The following is a 17,376-nucleotide window of genomic DNA, read 5'->3' as shown; positions in this document are numbered from 1 at the left end:
TGTAGCCCCTGACAGCTGCAATCTGCTCTGAAAATACTGCTCTGCATAGATCACTGTGCTCTCCCTATCAAGAATTTTGAAGAAGCAAGGAGGAGTAAGATCAGCGATTCAAAGAGCATCGCAGGGCGCGAGGAAGATGGTCCAACGATACATAGCAGGCCAGGAAGCAGGAGGATGCAGAGCGGGAGGAGACTTATCACAGAGAAGCGAGCGAAGATGGAGGAGCCTTGCTGAGAGCGTAGGCTGAAGATGCTCACCAGATAGAGGCTTCCTCCGAAGAGGGAGAGCAAGAGGCTCACGGCGACTCCCGCCTTCCGAGCAACGAGCAGGAGTGGACCCAGCACGAAGAGCGCTATGCTGGCGACCAGCCCCGTCGTTGCGAGGACTTGCGCCAGGACCAGGCTCCGGGGAACAGCAGGCTTTCTCTCTCTGAGCTCCGAAAACAAGCTGCTGGCAAAGACGAGCATGCCCAGCAGCAAAGGAACCAGACCAGGCCAGTGCTGCCAGAGAACCAGAGCCAGGCCCCAGCTAGCCAGGGCCAGGCCGCCTGGAAGGCTTCCCCACCTCAGTAGTGCAATGGCCGTGTCCAGGGCTGCTCTCAGGCTGCGCTCTTTTCGATGGTGTTGCCGAAGTTCTCGATATTCCGGGTGCTGTCGAAGCAAGCGCGCCCGTTCCCGGAAGCGTGTAGCCAGGGCTGGCAATCCCTGCTCCTGCAAAGCCTGGCTGAGGGACTCGTAGGAGCGGATCGCGCTCTCATACTGCCAGAGACGCTCGTATTCCTCCAGGCGCTTATTCAGAGCGATCGGCGCGTCTCCGGGCTGTAATGGAGCAAAGAGCAGCTCTTCATCGCCCAGGATAGTGACCTGCTCCCAATCGATGGCTGCCAGCTTGACCTGCGACCAGTCAAGGCCAGCAAGCCGTGTGCTGCCGTGCTCAGCGTCCTGCAAAAGAACTCCCTCCAATCTGATACTCACATCGAGCCAGGAGCCGCGCAGATCCGCGCCCGCCAGAAGGGCCCCACGTAGATCCGCGTTGCGCAGATCGGCAGTTACACGGGCCCGGCAGAGATTAGCCCGCTGGAGATTAGCGTTACGCAGATCGGCCAGAAGCAGGCTGGCACCTTTCAGATTGGCCTCGCTCAGATTGGCGCCGCGCAAATTCGTATGGTCGAGATTAATGCCGGCCAGGTCTGCTTCGCGCAGATCGGCGCCGCTAAGGTCTGGTCCCTGGCCATAGAGAGGGGATGGCCTCCAAAATATCAGGGGCTGCGCCTGCTGACGCCAATGGTTCCAGGCGTGCACACCCTGCTTGAGTATAGCTAAATGCTCTGGATCGCTCATCTGCCCGGTCTCCGTGCAGTGATAGTGGACGGCCTGTCTGCAAAAGCCCAGTTTTCTCTCCTGTCATCCTGGCAAAAGCATACCAGAGCAGAGGGTGCAACTTTGTTATCTCTGCGGTTGCAATGTCGTGTTCGTGATCACGAAGCTCACATTTTGCCAGGATAGCAAGTGAGCGTTGGAGAGCAAGATCATTGCATAACCCTTGTTTATCTATCGGGCGGTTCGTATAATGGAACAGATATTGTACCCAAGCGTGTCGATAAGCTGGAGTCAGCGATGCAGAGGACACAGACCAGGCTAAGAACAGGGTCTATCATTAAAGATCCTGCCCAGGCCCGCTATCGTGTCGAAGCTTGCCTGGGCACTGGGGGATTCGGTTCGGTCTACCTGGTGATGGAACTACGTGGCTCCGGCAGGCTCTTCGCCCTCAAAGAGGTCGTCACAACCACCGAGCGTGAGCGGCGCAGTCTGGCCCTGGAGGCCAGCTTGCTGATGCGTTTGCAGCATCCGGCCTTGCCGCGGGTCTACCGCTTTTTCGAAGACGTACGCAGCCAGCGTAGCTATTTAGTGATGGATTATATTCGTGGTGCCAACCTGGAGGAACTGCGACGCCTTGCTCCTGGACGTCGCATCCCGTTAGCGCATCTACTGACGACTCTGGAGCCGATCATCGATGCTCTTGACTATTTGCATAGCCAGCAGCCACCCGTCATCCATCGCGATATCAAGCCATCGAATATCATTGTGCCTGCCGCTGGACGTGGGGCCGTGCTGGTCGATTTCGGCCTGGCCAAGCTCTATATTCCCGATGGTATGACGACCACGATTCGTCAGGGAACCCCTGGTTACGCGGCGCCGGAGCAGTATGGGGGGCGAGGGAGGACTGATGTGCGCACCGATGTCTATGGACTGGGGGCGACGCTCTATACACTGTTAACGGGCCAGTTTCCCTGCGATGCCTTTGAGCGCGTGCTTCTCCTCCAAAACGGAGCGGAGCGTGATCCCCTACGACCCGCTCACGAGCTGGTGCCCGGGCTGCCGCGTGCCGTCAGCGAAGATCTCCAGTGCGCCCTGGCGCTGAACAGCCAGGAGCGCTTTGCCAGTGTGCGCGACTTCTGGCGCGCTGTCGTCAGCCACGCCCGCCTCGATCCAGAGGCGACCACGGCCCCCGGGGAAGCAACGCCCTCGCTGGAGGCGATGGCAGCCTCGACCGAGTTATTCCCGGAACGCAAGGCCCAGGAGAATCTCCGGCAGGCACATCGTCGGCGGCGCCGCCTGGTGCTGAGCGCACTCATCCTGGCTCTGGTGCTGACACTGGTAGCAGGAGCGGTAGCGATTGGCCTGAGCAGCCCGCTGCACTCGCTCGTCGCGCGCTCCTTAGCGCCCCAGTCGTCGACGGCCCCAGGGAGCGCGCCGGCCAAAGCCACGTCACAGGTGCCTCTGGCAGGTGATGCCTATCCCTATCCGGCTCTCTTTACCGATTATGTAGGCACTGCCCAGGATCTGCTGACCAGCACACGCACTCTGCTGGTGCTTTCACACCTGCAGCAGCATCAAGGTCGCTTCTCGGGCTTTTTCAGTGGCCTGGGACAGAGTGGGCCTTGCTCAGGAACGCTGAATCAGCAAGGTGTCATCCATTTTACGGTGTCTATTTACGGCGGCAAGGCTAGCCTGGTCTTCGAGGGCATGATCAAGGTCGGGAGCCAGATGGCTGGGAGCTTCGAAGTTCATGATGAAAACAACCATTTTACAGGTGAGAGCGGCCTGTGGTCCCTCTCGCCCGGCTTCCCTCCCAGTCAGTAAGTAACCCACGTAAGAACCCGGGCTGTTCTAGACTCCTCTCTCTACCCTCTGTGAACATGGTCTGAAGAGAAGAGGCGCGAGGCTGCCGTCGTCATCTTAGCCGCGTTTGACTGCCCGTGCGCCTGCTGTGGGGGGACGGGCTGGTGTGGTGAGCTGGGGACTTCTGGGGACTTGCCGCCGGGGTGCGAGGCGGGATACAATAGCCCGTGCCGATGGCCTGTCGTCGGCTCTCTTGCGAGACGTTGAGGGAGGGGGCGCATCACTGCTATGAGTATCTTAGAGCTGTTCGAATCAATGGAGTATGGGCCGGCGCCCGAGACGGCAGAGCCTGCCCTGCAGTGGCTGGCCCAGCACCAGCCCTTTGACCTGTTCATCAACAATCGCCGGGTCAAGCCGGCCAGCGGTCAGTATCTGGAGACCATCAATCCGGCCACGGGCAAAGTTCTGGCGCGAGTCGCCGCGGGCAACGCTGCCGATGTCGATGCCGCGGTAGCCGCGGCGCGGCGGGCTTTCCCGAGCTGGAGCAAGACCCCCGGCCATGTGCGGGCGCGCTACCTCTATGCCATTGCCCGCCATATACAGAAGCATGCGCGTCTGCTCGCGGTTCTGGAGACGCTGGATAATGGGAAGCCAATTCGCGAGACGCGCGACATCGATATTCCGCTGGTTGCGCGCCATTTCTACTATCATGCTGGTTGGGCCCAGCTCATGGAGAGCGAGCTGGCTGGCTACGAGCCGCTAGGGGTCGTGGGGCAGATCATTCCCTGGAACTTCCCCCTGCTCATGCTGGCCTGGAAAGTAGCGCCAGCCCTGGCAATGGGCAATACAGTCGTCCTCAAGCCGGCGCGCTACACTCCCCTGACGGCCATGAAATTCGCCGAGATTGTCGAAGAGGTTGGTCTGCCGCCAGGGGTTGTCAACATTGTGACCGGCGAGGCTGGGCAGGTTGGCGAGGCTCTGGTGCGTCATCCCGACGTCAACAAGATCGCCTTCACCGGCTCTACCGAGGTAGGTCGTGCCATTCGCCGGGCGACCGCCGGCTCTGGCAAGCGCCTCTCGCTAGAGCTGGGCGGCAAATCGCCTTTCGTGGTCTTTGAGGACGCTGACCTGGACAGCGTGGTCGAAGGCGTCGTCGATGCCATCTGGTTTAACCAGGGTCAGGTCTGCTGCGCTGGCTCGCGCCTGTTGGTCCAGGAGAGCATCGCCGATCGCCTGCTCGCCAAGGTGCGAGCGCGCATGGAAAAGCTGCGCGTTGGCGATCCGCTGGATAAGGCCATCGATATCGGAGCGATCGTCTCGGAGGCCCAGCTGCGCGAGATCCGCCGCCTGGTCGAGCGCGGGGTCGAAGAAGGGGCCCAGCTCTGGCAGCCGTCGACAGCCTGCCCACGCGAGGGCTATTTCTTCCCGCCGACCCTCTTCACCAATGTGGCTCCGGCCATGACCATTGCCCAGGTTGAGATCTTTGGTCCCGTGCTTGTTGCCATGACCTTCCGTACACCGGAGGAAGCGGTGACGCTGGCCAACAACACGCGCTATGGTCTGGCGGCCAGCGTCTGGAGCGAGAATATCAACCTGGCCCTCGAGGTGGCTGCACGCTTAGAGGCGGGCACCGTCTGGATCAACGCCACCAACCTCTTCGACGCAGCCTGTGGCTTCGGCGGCTATCGCGAGAGCGGCTTTGGACGCGAGGGTGGCAAGGAGGGCCTCTATGAGTATGTCCGTCCTCGCTGGGAAGGCGCCGCGGCCCGCTCGGGGCGCCGCCGTGGGCTGGCCGAGACCTCGGCGAGTGGCGAGAGCAAGGCCCATAGCGGTAACGGCCATGCTGAGCATGGTAGCAATGGCGTGGCTCTGGCCGGCAGCGAGGTCTTTGCTGATCTGGCGGGGCGCATCCCGCCGATCGATCGCACCCCCAAGCTCTTCATCGGCGGCAGGCAGGTCCGCCCCGATAGCGGCTACAGCCTGCCGGTGCGCGATCCCCAGGGCATGATCATCGGCCAGGTTGGTGCTGGCAACCGCAAGGACATCCGCAATGCCGTCGAGGCAGCCCACAAGGCGCGCGCCTGGAGCGGAGCCTCTCCCCACCAGCGGGCCCAGGTCCTCTTCTACATTGCTGAGAACCTGGCCGCACGCGAGCAAGAGTTTGCTCTGCGTCTGGTCCAGCAGACAGGCCGCCCCTATGCAGATGCCGCAGCAGAAGTGCAGGCTGCCATCGCGCGCCTCTTCAGCTATGCCGCCTGGTGCGACAAGTTCGAGGGCAGCATTCACCGCCCACCGTTGCGTGGGATGGTCCTGGCCGTGCGTGAGCCAGTAGGAGTCATCGGCATGGCCTGCCCCGATGAGTTTCCGCTGCTGGGCTTCCTCTCGCTGGCGGCCCCCGCGCTGGCGATGGGTAATACACTGGTGGTGATCCCTTCGCCACAGGCTCCACTGAGCGCCACCGACTGCTACCAGGTCTTCGAGACCTCCGATGTGCCTGCCGGGGCCATCAATATCGTCACCGGCGAACGCGAGCCGCTCGTTCAGGTCCTGGCCGAACACGAGGATGTCGAGGCGGTCTGGTACTTCGGCAGCGCCGAGGGCTGCAAGCGCGTTGAGCTGGCCGCGGCCAGCAATATGAAGCGTACCTGGGTCAACTATGGCCATCCGCGCGATTGGCTCGACCCCGTCCAGGGCGAGGGCGAGGAGTTTCTGCGCGAGGCGACCCAGGTCAAAAATATCTGGGTACCCTATGGCGAATAAAGTGGTGCCGCCGCTCACGCTGAGCGGCGGCGGCGGTGTCTCACCTGGCAGCTTGCTGATCAGCTCTAGCTTTTCCCTTGACAAGAATACATACATGTGGTATGTATGTATTTAGAGAGGTGAGAGGGAGCGAGCGATGAGGAGAACGCGGGAAGCGGCGGCCCAGACACGTGAGCAGCTGCTCCGGGCAGCCCTGAGCTGTTTTCTGGAACACGGCTATGCGGCCACTACTCTAGAGGAAGTTGCGCGCCGGGCCGGGACCACACGTGGAGCCATCCAGTGGCATTTTGGCAGCAAGGCCGATCTGTTCAATACCCTGGTGCGCGAGCAGTACGAGCGGGCCGCGCGCAAGCTGCTGCCGCTTTATCGGCGCGACAGCGCCCCGCTGGAGACGCTACGAGCAATCCTGCTGGCCTGGCTCAGCTACCCTGAAGAGGATGCCGACTTTCGAGCTATGTTGGAGCTAACTACTATGCGCACAGGTATGCTACCCGAGCTGCAGAGCGGCATCGAGGAAAAGGTGCAGGCTGTTCAGGCCAGCATTGCCCACTTTGCCGCTCTACTGCGCCGCGCCCGTGAGGCCGGCGAGATTCGCGCCGAGGTCGTTCCCGAGCAGGCGGCCACCGCCGCCTACAGCCTGATTGTTGGCCTGAGTAGCCTCTGGCTTCTCAATCCCAGCGCCTTTTCTCTGCGTGCCTACGCTACCGAGGCCGTCGAGATCTTCATTCGCGGCCTGCGTCGTTCCTGAGCCAGTTTTTTTTAACTCGTATACATACATTCGGTATGTATATAAAAGCGAAAGGAGAAGGCACAGCGATGTCTCTCATCAGAGTCAGCAACCTCTGGAAAAGCTATCGCTGGCGAGGTCGCAGCGTTGAAGCCCTGCGGGGTCTCTCTCTGAGCGTCTCGGAGGGGGAATGTTTTGGTCTTCTTGGGCCGAACGGGGCGGGCAAGACCACCCTGCTGCGGATACTGGCCACCTTGCTCCAGCCGGACCGGGGAAGCGTGACCATTGCCGGAGCCGATCCGCGGCGTCACCCGGAGCGCGTTCGCCGTGCTCTCGGCTATATCGGTCAACAAGGAGGTACGGATATCCAGGCAACAGTTTTTCAAGACCTCCTCTTGCAAGTCCATCTGTATGGCCTGCGAGGCCAAGCAGCGTGGCGGCGGGTGAGCGAAGTGTTAGAGCAGCTGGAGCTGAATGACCTGGCCGGCAGGCCAGTCAGCTCCCTCTCGGGCGGCCAGCGTCGGCGTCTCGATCTGGCGCTGGGCCTGGTGCATCGTCCTCCTCTGCTCCTGCTCGATGAACCGAGCCTTGGTCTTGATCCAGTCAGTCGGCGGCAGCTCTGGGACTGTCTGAGCGGTCTGCGAGCGCAGGGGGCCACCATCGTTCTGACCACCCACTATCTTGACGAGGCTGATCAGCTCTGCACGCGCGTGGCGATCATCGATAAGGGGAGCATCATCGCTGATGGCAGTCCTACCCGGCTCAAGCAAGAGAGCGCAGGTGAGACCCTCATCCTCACCCTGGCGCCATCTGCATCGGCCAACGTCAGACAGCAAGCGAGCGATCTTCTGGGCACCTGCCCCTTTGTCCGGGCTGTTCACCAGGAAGACAGCGAGCAGCTCCGCCTCTCTGTTGAGCATGGGGAAAGCGCCCTTCCTGCTGTGCTACGTCTGTTAGAAGAGGCTGGTCTGACCGTCAGCAGTCTGGTTCTGGAACGGCCCTCGTTGGATGACGTCTTCTACCGCTATACCGGTCGCTCTCTGAAGAAGGCCCAGGCTGAGGCAGCCAGCCCTGGTGCCTGGTCTGCCTTCGCCTGGAAAGGAAAGTGAGCAGCATGTCTCTCTTCTCTAGTGTATGGTATCTCTGGCTGCGCCAGGCCCGGCAGACCTGGCGTCATCCTATCTGGGTCATCTTTGGCCTCTTTCAGCCGCTGTGTTATCTCCTCCTCTTTGCGCCCTTGCTGCAGAACCTCAGCGGCATCCCGGCCATAGCGGCGGGAGAAGCCATGACCTTCTACGTTCCTGGACTCCTGGTCATGATGGCCCTCTTTGGGACAGGCTATGTTGGCTTTGGGCTTGTGGTCGAACTGCAGGGCGGCTTCATTGAGCGTCTGCTTGTTACGCCTATACCGCGGGCGGCTCTCTTGCTCAGCCGCGTGCTGCTCGACATAATGACCCTGCTCATCCAGGTGCTGCTGATCTGTCTCATTGCCCTACCGCTCGGGCTGCGAGTCTCTCCTGGTAGCCTCTTACTGGCGCTCCTGCTGCTTGTTCTGCTAGGTCTGGGCCTGGCGGCCTGCTCCTATGCCCTGGCCTTTCTCTTGCGCAGTGCTGAGGCCCTCTCGTCCCTGCTCAACATGGTCAGTGTCCCGCTTCTGCTGCTCTCGGGCGTCTTACTGCCCCTGACGCTGGCACCCCCTCCATTGCGGGCGATAGCCCACTTCAATCCCTTTGCCTATGTTGTGGATGGGGCGCGGGCCCTCTTCCTGGGTAGGCTAGGTGACGTAGCCGTCTGGCAGGGCTACCTTTGTGCCGGCGCCTTCGCGCTCCTGGCCCTCTTCTGGGGTCTGTGCTCTCTCAAGCGGGCGGTCGCCTAAGCAGCGGACCTGTTCTATTCACCCTGCGGCGGCCTCTGCCCGTCCCGTTCCCGGGGCTGGCAAAGCAAAGACCTGGTCGCCGCAGGAGATAGCCACCGCCTCCTCTGAAAGGCAGGTTGCATAGAAGCCGCGCTGACCCCGGTCCAGAAACTGCAGGGCCGCCTTCAGCTCCGGCGAAGAGGCAAACCAGGCCTCTGGACCCAGAGCAAAGCGCGTAAACTCCAGACAAGGCGTCGCCACGCGCAGCCGGGTCAGCGCGACTGGCTGTGCTCTAGAGGCTCTCACAATCAGGAGTCCATGCTCGATCTGCTCCAGGCGCAGCGGCTGCTCAGTAGCGATCAAAATATTCTCGCCGGCGCAGCCGTCCGTCACATGCTCCCCGAAGCGGGTGCGCATCGCCTGGTAATGGGCTGTAAAGCCTAGTGACACGCCATTCTTACCGCTGCGATTGCGTGAACGCGGATAGGCTCGATGGTGGACATCGAGCAGGCGGCTGCCATCTGGCAGTAGGGCGAAAACGCCATCCACAGACAGCCAGAGCTGGGCCACTGACCGCAGCGGAGCGGGATCGTAGCGCAGCCCTTCCTCGCCCCCGGCGACCTTCAGCGGAGCCGTCTGCACCTGGAGGCGTACAATAGGACCAAGCGGCACCAGCTCGCCGGCCTGCTCTCCTCTAAACTGGATGGACATGATTCCACACCCTCCATCGTCATGCGCTCACAAAACGACAGGACGATGCGCGCGCGGACGCGGCACCGTCCTGCCACTGCTCTCTCGTTGAGCTATTGCCCTGCGAACTCCAAGAAGAAAGCGCGGGCAGCTAGCGGCCAACCACGCGGCGGAGCTGGCGCACCACCTGCTCCAGCTGCTCGGCGGCGCTCGTCGCCGACGTCGCGCCTGCCGCGAGCTGCTCGCTCACCTGCGTTGTCACCTTAATCGCCGTTGCCAGCTTCTGGTTGCTCGTCTCCTGATACTGGATGGCCTGCTCAATATAGCGCGCCGTAGTAGCCATCTCCTGCAAGGCTCGCTGGGCCGTGCGAGCATCAAGCTGAGGCCAGCGCTGGAGCAGCTCCGTCACCATTGAGGTCAACTGACGTGCGGCCACATTGCTCGCATCCGTATAATACTGCACCGATTGCAGACCCACCTGGGCGGAATCGATCACCCACTGCTGTTCGCTCGACGAACTCTGCTGCTTGGCCGCCAGCGTTTGCAGCGACTCACTGCTGCGGCGCAGGTGGTCAACCGAGCGCAGAATCGGCTGCGTGATGCGCTGTCCGAGCCAGAGGCCAACAAAGGAGGCCAGCAAGAGCATGGCCGCCGCGATCACAATAGTGCTCACCATCTGGTTATTCACCACTGCCGTCACCGTGCTGACCGGGCTCAGCACATAGTAGGTCCAGGGAACAACCGTCATCTTGTGGCGCAGAATCTCGTACGGCTCGTGCTCGCTGGCAGGAGTAGCCTCGAAGGAAGAAGAGGTCTGGCTACTATGCAGCGACTGGGCCAGCGTGCTGTCGGCCAGCAGCGGCAGGCTGTCCTGATCGCCCTGCAGGCCATAGAGGCCCTCAGTCTTGATATCCTGCATCTCTTGGGCCGCGAGAGGGGCCACAGCCTTGAAGCGGCGTGCGGGATTGGGATCAGCGATGCGCACCCCGCGCTCGTCGAGCAAGAAAGCATAGCTGCCCGGCCCATTGGCGCCGGTCTCACTGTTGACCGTGTCCCAGATAAAATCGATATTCAACGAAGCGCGTAGAAAACCGATCACATGCTTCTGATAGGTGATGGGAGCGTAAATATCGACCGAAGCCTTATTGTGGGCGCTGTCGTAGTAGACGCCGGAGATAAAGAGCTGGTTGGCGTCGACGCGCCGCAGGTAGGGGAGAGGCACGAGGGACTGGCCGCGGTTCTGCGGATGGACGTTCGTCGGCCAGTACTGTACCAGGTGGCCTTGAGCATCAAAGAGACACCAAAGCACATAGCGGTTATCGCGATTGATTCCCGCCTGGAGAGCGTAGAGTGAATGAACGCTGAAGTTCGGATCTTCGCGCTGGGCGGGAGGAGCGAGCAAGAACTGGATCACCGAGGGGACCTGGACGAGGGTCTCGGCATCAAGCAGGCGTTCATTCAGGTAGTTACTGATCAGCTGCACGCGCTCGCTGGAATCGGTATCCAGAGAGGTGCGGGCCTGCGTAGTCAGCGCAGGAAGAGAGATGAACTGGCTGACGACGATGGTGATGAGCAGCGGAACGATGGCGACAAAAACCAGGAGCAAAGAGACGCGCGCGGTCAGGGAGAGGCCCCGCCGGCGATATGACGATATCGCTTGATCACGCATGGGAGAAAACCCGTCCTTTGGTATCCAGGGGGCGGCCAGCGGCGCCCCGGTCTACTGGCACTGACATACTGATGCTGGCAGCGTCCTACTGGATGAAGAGACCTGGCCTGTCGCGGCCTCGACCTCCGCCGGTCCAGGCGGAGGCGAGCTATTACACAAGGTCCCTGGCGTTGCGACTGGCGAAGCAAGGTCTGGCTGCCAGGCTGGGCCGAGGGAGGGAGGCCAGGGTTGGCGCTTGTTGGGCGCCAGATCCTCTCTCTTGTCGAAAAAGATGCCTATTATTTATTATTAACAGGTATTCATCCTTGAATGAATGAATTACGACGAAGAAGGGGCCACGAAGCCGGCATGCTCCAGATCGGCGAGCAGGCGCAGGACTTCATCCTCGCTGCGGCCCATCAGGCGGGCCAGCTCGGCGGGTGTGCGGGTGCCATCGATCAGCAAGTAGAGCCGGCGATGGGCACGTGAGAAGCCGAGCTGTTCCAGGCGCTGCAAGGCGTCGCCGTAGAGCGGCACGCGGCTTGGGGCGCGGGAGAACATCCCGCTGCCGGGCAGGGGCACCCACCTGTCCGGGCTAGGCTCGGTCTGGCGCGGGGGCAGCGGAGGGGTTGCCCGTGGGCCCGTAGCAGGGCCTGTGCCCGTTTTGGGAAAGGGCAGCGAGCCGAGCGGGCCTGAAGGTGGGGAAGCGGGCATCCGGCGCAAGCGCGGATCGGTCCCCTGGCGCTGCGGGAGAGCCGGCAGTGAGCCGGGAGTAGCGTGCCCATCGAGCAAAGGTGGGAGTGGGGATGAAGGAGGGCTGAAAGGTACGAAAGCAAAGCGACAAGGACCCCAGAGCTTCAAGCGTCTGAGGGCTTCGACGCCGCTATGTGGCCCGAGTCGTGCCTGCACAGGCTGTCCATGCACAAAAGTGATGGCACCCTCTTCCAATGCTGTGCCTTCCCCACGCTCGACCGTCAGCAGGCCCGTCTTACGTCCTAACTGAACGACCTCGATCACGTCGGCGAGCCGATTAGTGACTGTCTGTCGTTGCTGTGGCATGGGTGCCTCGCTCTGCCCGATGATGGCCGCTCTCCGCTCCCCGTTGAGACGAATGTCGGCAGCAACCGTCAATCTATGATAGCATAGGCAAGGTAAATGTACCATCCCCGGCGCATCTTCTGGGATATCTTTCTTAGCACGTCAGGGGCTGTTTCTGTTCCAGGTGCCTGCTGTGATAAAATCTGCATGGTTGGTATTTCGGGGAAGGCCAGGTCAGTCTTGAAGGTACTGAATTGGTATAGAGAAACAAGAGGGACAAGAGAGGACAGGAGGCGGGCCGCTGGGGGGGGGTAGAGAGGCGTACGGGTAGTACGGATGCCCGCAGACTGGCGGGCAGGAGGGAGCAGCTCGGGCTTGCCAGCCGCCGCGGCTGATGCTATACTGCAAGAGCGTTTGCACGCAGCCAGCCAGGCTTGGTAGCTGGTTGGGGCTGGTGAGCGCTCACTACGGCCTGCACTCAGGGAGGAGCGTCTGCTTATGGAGTCTCCCGGCTCTTCTTCTCATGGCGAGATCGGCTCGCAACCGGAGGTCACGAGCGGCGCTGCGGCCCGGCCAGAGGCGGATGAGCGCCTGTTACCTTTGGGGCAATGGTCGGTTCCCGCTCTGGCGCGAGCCTGTGCCGAGGAGACGAGCCGCTTTCTGAAGCAGAAGCGCGCCGACGATCGCTACTGTCTGGAGCTGTTCCGTCGGGCCTTGATGCTGCGCGATGAAGAGGCCTGGGCCTGCCTCTATCAGCAGTATGCCCCCCTGGTCTTGAGTTGGGTACATCAGCATCCGGCAGCCTCCCCTTTGCTGGTGCATGATGGGGGCCAGTCGCTGGTGAATCTGGTCTTTGCGAAGTTTGCCCAGGCACTGACTCCGAGCCGTGTCCAGCAGTTCGAGACCCTGGCCGCTCTCTTGAAGTATCTTAAGATGTGTGTGCACAGTGTGGTGACCGATGAGGGGCGTGCGCAACAGCTCCAGCAGCTTGAGCAGACGCTGGAGGCTCTGGAGCACGAGCCGGCGGTCGCCGATCCCGCCGAGGAGGTGGTGGCTCAGCTCTCGGCTCAGGATCTCTGGCAGGTGATCCTGGAAGAGTTGCATAGCGAGGAGGAGCGCATGCTGATCTATCTGGCCTATGTTCAGGGCTTGAAACCTTCAGAGATCTGTCTGCGCTTTCAGCATCTCTTCCCTTCGGTGAACGATGTCTATCGCCTGAAGCGCAATATGCTCGATCGCCTCCGTCGCAATCGCCGCTTGCAGGCTCTCATGAAGGGCAGCCAGGGTTAGCGCCGGTTAGCCTGGCCCCTCTTCCTTCACTCTTGCCGTTCACAGGCAGACGCTAGTGCCTGCGAAGGTCGACGAGGTGCCTGGTGAGGCGCGGTGAGATACAGTGAGCGCAGCGGGGCCCCGAGGGACTCGCGGAGTGAGGAACAACTTCCCTGCCTTGCTCTTGCAGGCAGCTGCCAAAGGCGTTAAAATCGCAAGGGTAGCCGTTTATTGGTGGTGAAGACAGGAAAGCAGACAGGCAGACGGCCTACCTCCCAACTTCTGACGCCGGTCGGTTCTGTGCTGGTTGCTCAAACCAGATTGAGGGAAGAAGCAGGAAAGAAAGAAAGAAAGAAAGAAAGCGGATGGCTGCTTCGGTCTCGCTGCTCCTGTGAGCTGAGGGCCTGGGTGGAGGTGCGGAGCTCTCGGTCAGGAGAGCTGGGTGATGCCGCTGCCAGTCAGTCTTATCCAGTTCAGTCAGAGGAAACGCTCATGGAATGTCGTCAACGGGGTGCTATCAGCGACGAAGAGATGCTTGCCTATCTGGCCGGCGAGGAGGTGCGACCTGCTGTGCTGGAGCACCTGGCTACTTGCCCCACCTGTGCAACCCGGGTGGAGAGCTATCGCCGCCTTGAGTTAACTTTGCTTCAGTCGCTCTATCGTTGGGATTGTCCCCCGGCTCAGGTGCTCGGCGAGTATTATCTCGGCCTGCTCAACAAGGAGGTCGCTGTGGCGGTGCGTTTCCATCTGGCCACTTGCCAGCATTGTGCGGCGGAGCTGGCGGTCCTCTCCCATTTTCTGGCCTCCGAGACTCGGCTGGCGGAGGCTTCCCCACTCTCTGAGCTGGACCTCGCCGAATTGGAGCTGGCTGCCTCGCTGGCTCTGGAGCAGGAAGAAGAGACGCCAGCTGAGACTGAGATGGAGGAGGCGCTGCCCTGGCCTTCTTCCTGGCCCCTGGATGATGGCCCTTCTCCTCAAACCCATCCCCTGGCCTCCGCTCGCACGGGCCGCCCATCGCTGGGCGAGCAGATGGCTGCCGGCGTGCGCCGCATTGTGGCTACCTTGCTGGCTCCTCAGCCGCGCCTGGCCTACCAGCGCGACCTGGCCCAGGCCGAACAGGCTGGGACCCTCTGGCCGCGGCGCTATAGCGCTGAGGATTTTAGCATTTCTCTCCATGTAGAACACGGCTCTTCGCGCCAGGATGGCCTGGAGCTGATCGGCTTTGTGACGCGCAAGGGCATGGCTCTGGAGGCCCTCCAGGGGACACCGGTGCGCCTGACCGCCGCTTCGGGAGCTGTGCGCTCTGGTAGAATCGATGAGTTGGGCAATTTCCTCTTCTCCTCTCTGGCCCCGGAGACCTATACTCTCGAATTGCAGTTCCCAGAAGGCATCGTGGTCATTGAGTCGCTGCAGCTCGCAGCCCCAGAGTAGCGTGGTCGTGCTCGCTCTCCACCACCTGCTTCTGTCGGCGGCCTTTGCTCAGCGACCTCTCTCCTTTCGCTTCCCCTGGCTCCTGCTGCGTGATTTTCTGGCCCTCCAAACGTTTGGAATCTGGCTGACTGAATGAAGGAGAGGATGAAAGGGGGGCGTTGGCTCGGGCTCGCTATTAACCTTTCCCCCTCTCATCTATCTTGGGTTTCTTTCATTTCTTCCTTCTGTTGTTTTGCTCACTGTGAGCCTTGATGATTGAGATCGGCCTGGTCCAAGAATGGGACGTTCTGTGATGGCACACTGGGAACTGCTCGCTGAGCTGCTCTTGAGGGCGGACGAGAAAGAGGGCCAGCGCTTGCTGAGGGAGGGGCTTCCCTCGCTGGACCCGGAAGCCCTGGGTCGTCTGGTGATGTGGCTGAAGCGGGAGGCCGACCGACGCTGGCATGATGATCCGCAGCTTTCATTGCGCCTGGCTGCTCATCTGCTGCTGATTGGTGAATGCACGGGGAGGCGCGACTATCGGGGGCTTGGCTTGCTGACCCGAGCCGAGGCCCTGCGGCGCCTGGAACGTGATGAGGAGGCGCTGAGGAATTTCGATGCAGCTGGAGCCGAATTTCTGGTCTGCAACGATCAGCTCGGCTGGGCACGCACGCGCAGTGGACGGATTGCAGTCTGTCTCCAGCTGGGCCGCTTCCAGGAGGCCCTGCAGGACGCAGCGGCGGCGCGAGCGATCTTTCTTCGGCAGGGCAATTGGTTGCGAGTTGGTCAGATGGATGCCACTGCGGCCATCGTCCACTATGAGCTTGGTCACTACGACCAGGCCCTTGGTCTTTTTGAACGGGCCATCGAGGCCTATCGCCGTCACGGTGAGGGGGTCGAGTTGCCTCTGGCTCGTGCCTGGGCCAATAAGGCGGTGACGCTGGCCGCTCTGGGGCAGCTCCGCCAGGCCCTGGCGCTGCATGAGCAGGCCCGGGCCGTCTTCGCCACCTATCGCGGTCAGGAGCTGGCGGTCGCGCGTCAGGAGCTGAATATGGCCCAGATCTATGCGGCTCAGGGCCATTTTAGTCGCGCGCTTGCCCTCTTTGAGCGCAGTCGGGCGACTTTTCTGCGGCATGGGCTGGAGCTGGCTGCCGCTGAGGTGGCCTGCGAGACCTGTTATTGCCTGCTCCGCCTGAATCGGGTTCAGGAGGCGGCTGAGCTGGCGGAGAAGGCGGCTGTTTTTTTCCGCACGGTTCCTGGCGGTCGTGGGCGCCATCACCTGGCGCTGGCTTTGATGTGGCAGGCACAGGCGGCGCTGGCAATGCAGGAGCTGCTGCGTGCGGAAACTCTCTGTGCGCAGGCGCGCACGCTCTTGGAGGCTAGTGGCCTGGAGGTGCCGGCGGCCTCGCTGGCACTCTTGCAGGCGGAACTCTTGTTTGCCAGCGGACGGCTGGAGGAGAGCCTGGCAGCGGTGCGCCTGGCAGCGACGGCCTTCTCCAGACAGGCGGCCTTGCCCCAGTTGGCGCGGGCCCTCTTGTTGCAGGCCCAGATTGCCATGAGCCGCGGCGACGAGGCATTGGCTGATTCCCTCTGCGCTCAGGCGCTGAGGATGGCAGACGAGCAGGGTCTGCTGGAGCTGGTCTATCGCTGTGAAGATTTACGCGGTCAGCTGGCGGAACGACGCGGAGCCCTGGATGAGGCTGCTCGGGCCTATGCGCGGGCGGTTCGGGGGATCGAAGAGATTCAGGGGCGCCTGGTCTTTGATGCGCGCGCCAGCTTTCTGGAAGATAAGCGAACGCTTTATGAGAGAGCGGTCCGCCTGGCCTTGCGCCGTGGAGAGGGGGCCCAGGCTTTGGGCTACGTCGAGCGGGCCAAGTCGCGGGTGCTCGGCGACTATCTGCGCAATACAGTTGAGATTCGGGTCCACGTCGAGCGGTCGGGGCAGCCAGAGGTGGAGGCGCTGCTGGAAGAGCTGGCGCGCCTGCGTGAAGAGCAGGCCTGGTTCAGTTCGCTTGTCTATGGAACTGAGCAGGCGATTGATCTGAGCGATACTGCTATTATGCGCCTGCGCGCGCTGGACCCGGCGCACGCTCGTCAGGAGATGCGCCGGCGCGAGCGACAGATCGAGCGTTTGCTGGAACAGCTCGGGCTGCCAGCCGTGGGCAGCACACGGCCCTCACGGACGGCGGAAAAGGCGGAGGAAGGTTGGCTGGCGCGCCTGGCGGAGCTGCAAGGTGCCCTGGAACCGCGTACCGTGGTGCTGGAGTACTATCTGGCTGGGGAGGATCTCTATGTCTTTTCGCTGGCGGAGGGCCACTTGCGCTGGCGCCGCCTGCGCGGAGCCTTGGCTGAGCTAGAGCGCCTCTATGCGCTCTGGCGCCTGAACCTCGATCTGGCAGGACAGGCGGCGGCGGGCCCTGTTGAGCAGGCGATCCCCGAGCTGGAGGAGCTACAAGAGAACTGTCTGGGCCTATTGCAAAAGCTCTATCATCTCCTGCTAGATCCGGTGCTTCCGGCCCTCTACTCCTGTGAGCGCCTGCTGGTGGTTCCCTATGGCCTGCTGCACTATCTGCCGTTCCACTGCCTTTTCGACGGTGTGCAGTTCCTGGTAGAGCGGGTGGCGGTCTCATATCTGCCGTCGCTGGAACTGCTGGAGGTCTGCCGACGCCGCGGTCAGCGCCGGAGGACCAGCCGTCAGGCATTGCGCCAGGCACTGGTGCTGGGCCTCTCCGATCGCGGACGCCTGCCGTGGGCGGTGAGCGAGGCTCAGGCCGTAGCCCGTTTGTTGGGCGCTCCCTGCTATCTTGATGAAAAGGCCGCCTGTGAGCGCCTGCTGGAGGATGGTCCCCTGGCGCCG

At 62.0% G+C, this 17,376-nt stretch carries 12 protein-coding genes; 8 read left to right on the top strand and 4 right to left on the bottom strand.

The annotated features are described in order from the left end of the window. Positions 1–50: 50 nt before the first annotated feature. Positions 51–1,340 (bottom strand): pentapeptide repeat-containing protein, encoded by a 1,290-nt coding sequence (locus BGC09_RS10195; RefSeq protein WP_069803903.1) that lies wholly within the window; start codon positions 1,338–1,340, stop codon positions 51–53. 276 nt (positions 1,341–1,616) lie between these two features. Here BGC09_RS10195 and BGC09_RS10190 point away from each other — a divergent pair, with 276 nt between their 5' ends. The 5 genes from BGC09_RS10190 to BGC09_RS10170 all read left to right on the top strand — a co-directional run bounded on the left by BGC09_RS10190 (position 1,617) and on the right by BGC09_RS10170 (position 8,485). After that, positions 1,617–3,143, top strand: a complete 1,527-nt coding sequence (locus tag BGC09_RS10190) for a serine/threonine protein kinase (RefSeq protein ID WP_069803902.1) — start codon at positions 1,617–1,619, stop codon at positions 3,141–3,143. Between the two features lie 267 nt (positions 3,144–3,410). Next, complete coding sequence (locus BGC09_RS10185; RefSeq protein ID WP_069803901.1) at positions 3,411–5,882, top strand: aldehyde dehydrogenase family protein; 2,472 nt, start codon at positions 3,411–3,413, stop codon at positions 5,880–5,882. A gap of 136 nt (positions 5,883–6,018) precedes the next feature. Beyond that, positions 6,019–6,630, top strand: coding sequence for a TetR family transcriptional regulator (locus tag BGC09_RS10180; protein ID WP_069803900.1), 612 nt, complete (start codon positions 6,019–6,021; stop codon positions 6,628–6,630). 68 nt (positions 6,631–6,698) lie between these two features. Continuing rightward, positions 6,699–7,718, top strand: coding sequence for an ABC transporter ATP-binding protein (locus tag BGC09_RS10175; RefSeq protein WP_069803899.1), 1,020 nt, complete (start codon positions 6,699–6,701; stop codon positions 7,716–7,718). 5 nt (positions 7,719–7,723) lie between these two features. Continuing rightward, positions 7,724–8,485: an ABC transporter permease gene (locus tag BGC09_RS10170; RefSeq protein ID WP_069803898.1), complete on the top strand. Its 762-nt coding sequence runs from the start codon at positions 7,724–7,726 to the stop codon at positions 8,483–8,485. Positions 8,486–8,503: 18 nt separating this feature from the next. Here BGC09_RS10170 and BGC09_RS10165 read toward each other — a convergent pair whose 3' ends face one another. The 3 genes from BGC09_RS10165 to BGC09_RS10155 form a co-directional block, all read right to left on the bottom strand. Beyond that, complete coding sequence (locus BGC09_RS10165) at positions 8,504–9,175, bottom strand: hypothetical protein (protein WP_069803897.1); 672 nt, start codon at positions 9,173–9,175, stop codon at positions 8,504–8,506. A 130-nt stretch (positions 9,176–9,305) separates the two neighbouring features. Next, the gene (locus tag BGC09_RS10160) at positions 9,306–10,823 is read right to left on the bottom strand and encodes a cache domain-containing protein (protein ID WP_069803896.1); all 1,518 of its coding nucleotides are present in this window, start codon (positions 10,821–10,823) and stop codon (positions 9,306–9,308) included. A gap of 318 nt (positions 10,824–11,141) precedes the next feature. After that, on the bottom strand, positions 11,142–11,966 hold the full coding sequence (locus BGC09_RS10155; RefSeq protein ID WP_084658358.1) for a DUF4388 domain-containing protein: 825 nt from the start codon (positions 11,964–11,966) through the stop codon (positions 11,142–11,144). A gap of 372 nt (positions 11,967–12,338) precedes the next feature. On the opposite strand from BGC09_RS10155, the gene BGC09_RS10150 reads away from it, so the two are divergent. The 3 genes from BGC09_RS10150 to BGC09_RS22540 all read left to right on the top strand — a co-directional run. Then, positions 12,339–13,130, top strand: a complete 792-nt coding sequence (locus BGC09_RS10150) for an RNA polymerase sigma factor (protein WP_069803894.1) — start codon at positions 12,339–12,341, stop codon at positions 13,128–13,130. A 471-nt stretch (positions 13,131–13,601) separates the two neighbouring features. After that, a complete protein-coding gene (locus tag BGC09_RS10145; protein WP_069803893.1) occupies positions 13,602–14,540 on the top strand; it encodes an anti-sigma factor family protein in 939 nt (312 codons plus the stop codon). Positions 14,541–14,832: 292 nt separating this feature from the next. Continuing rightward, positions 14,833–17,376, top strand: a 2,544-nt coding sequence (locus BGC09_RS22540) for a CHAT domain-containing protein (protein WP_069803892.1), incomplete at its 3' end; no start/stop codon positions are given.

The organism is Thermogemmatispora onikobensis (assembly GCF_001748285.1).
GTDB classification, from domain to species: domain Bacteria; phylum Chloroflexota; class Ktedonobacteria; order Ktedonobacterales; family Ktedonobacteraceae; genus Thermogemmatispora; species Thermogemmatispora onikobensis.
This window is presented reverse-complemented; position numbering and strand designations above follow the sequence as displayed.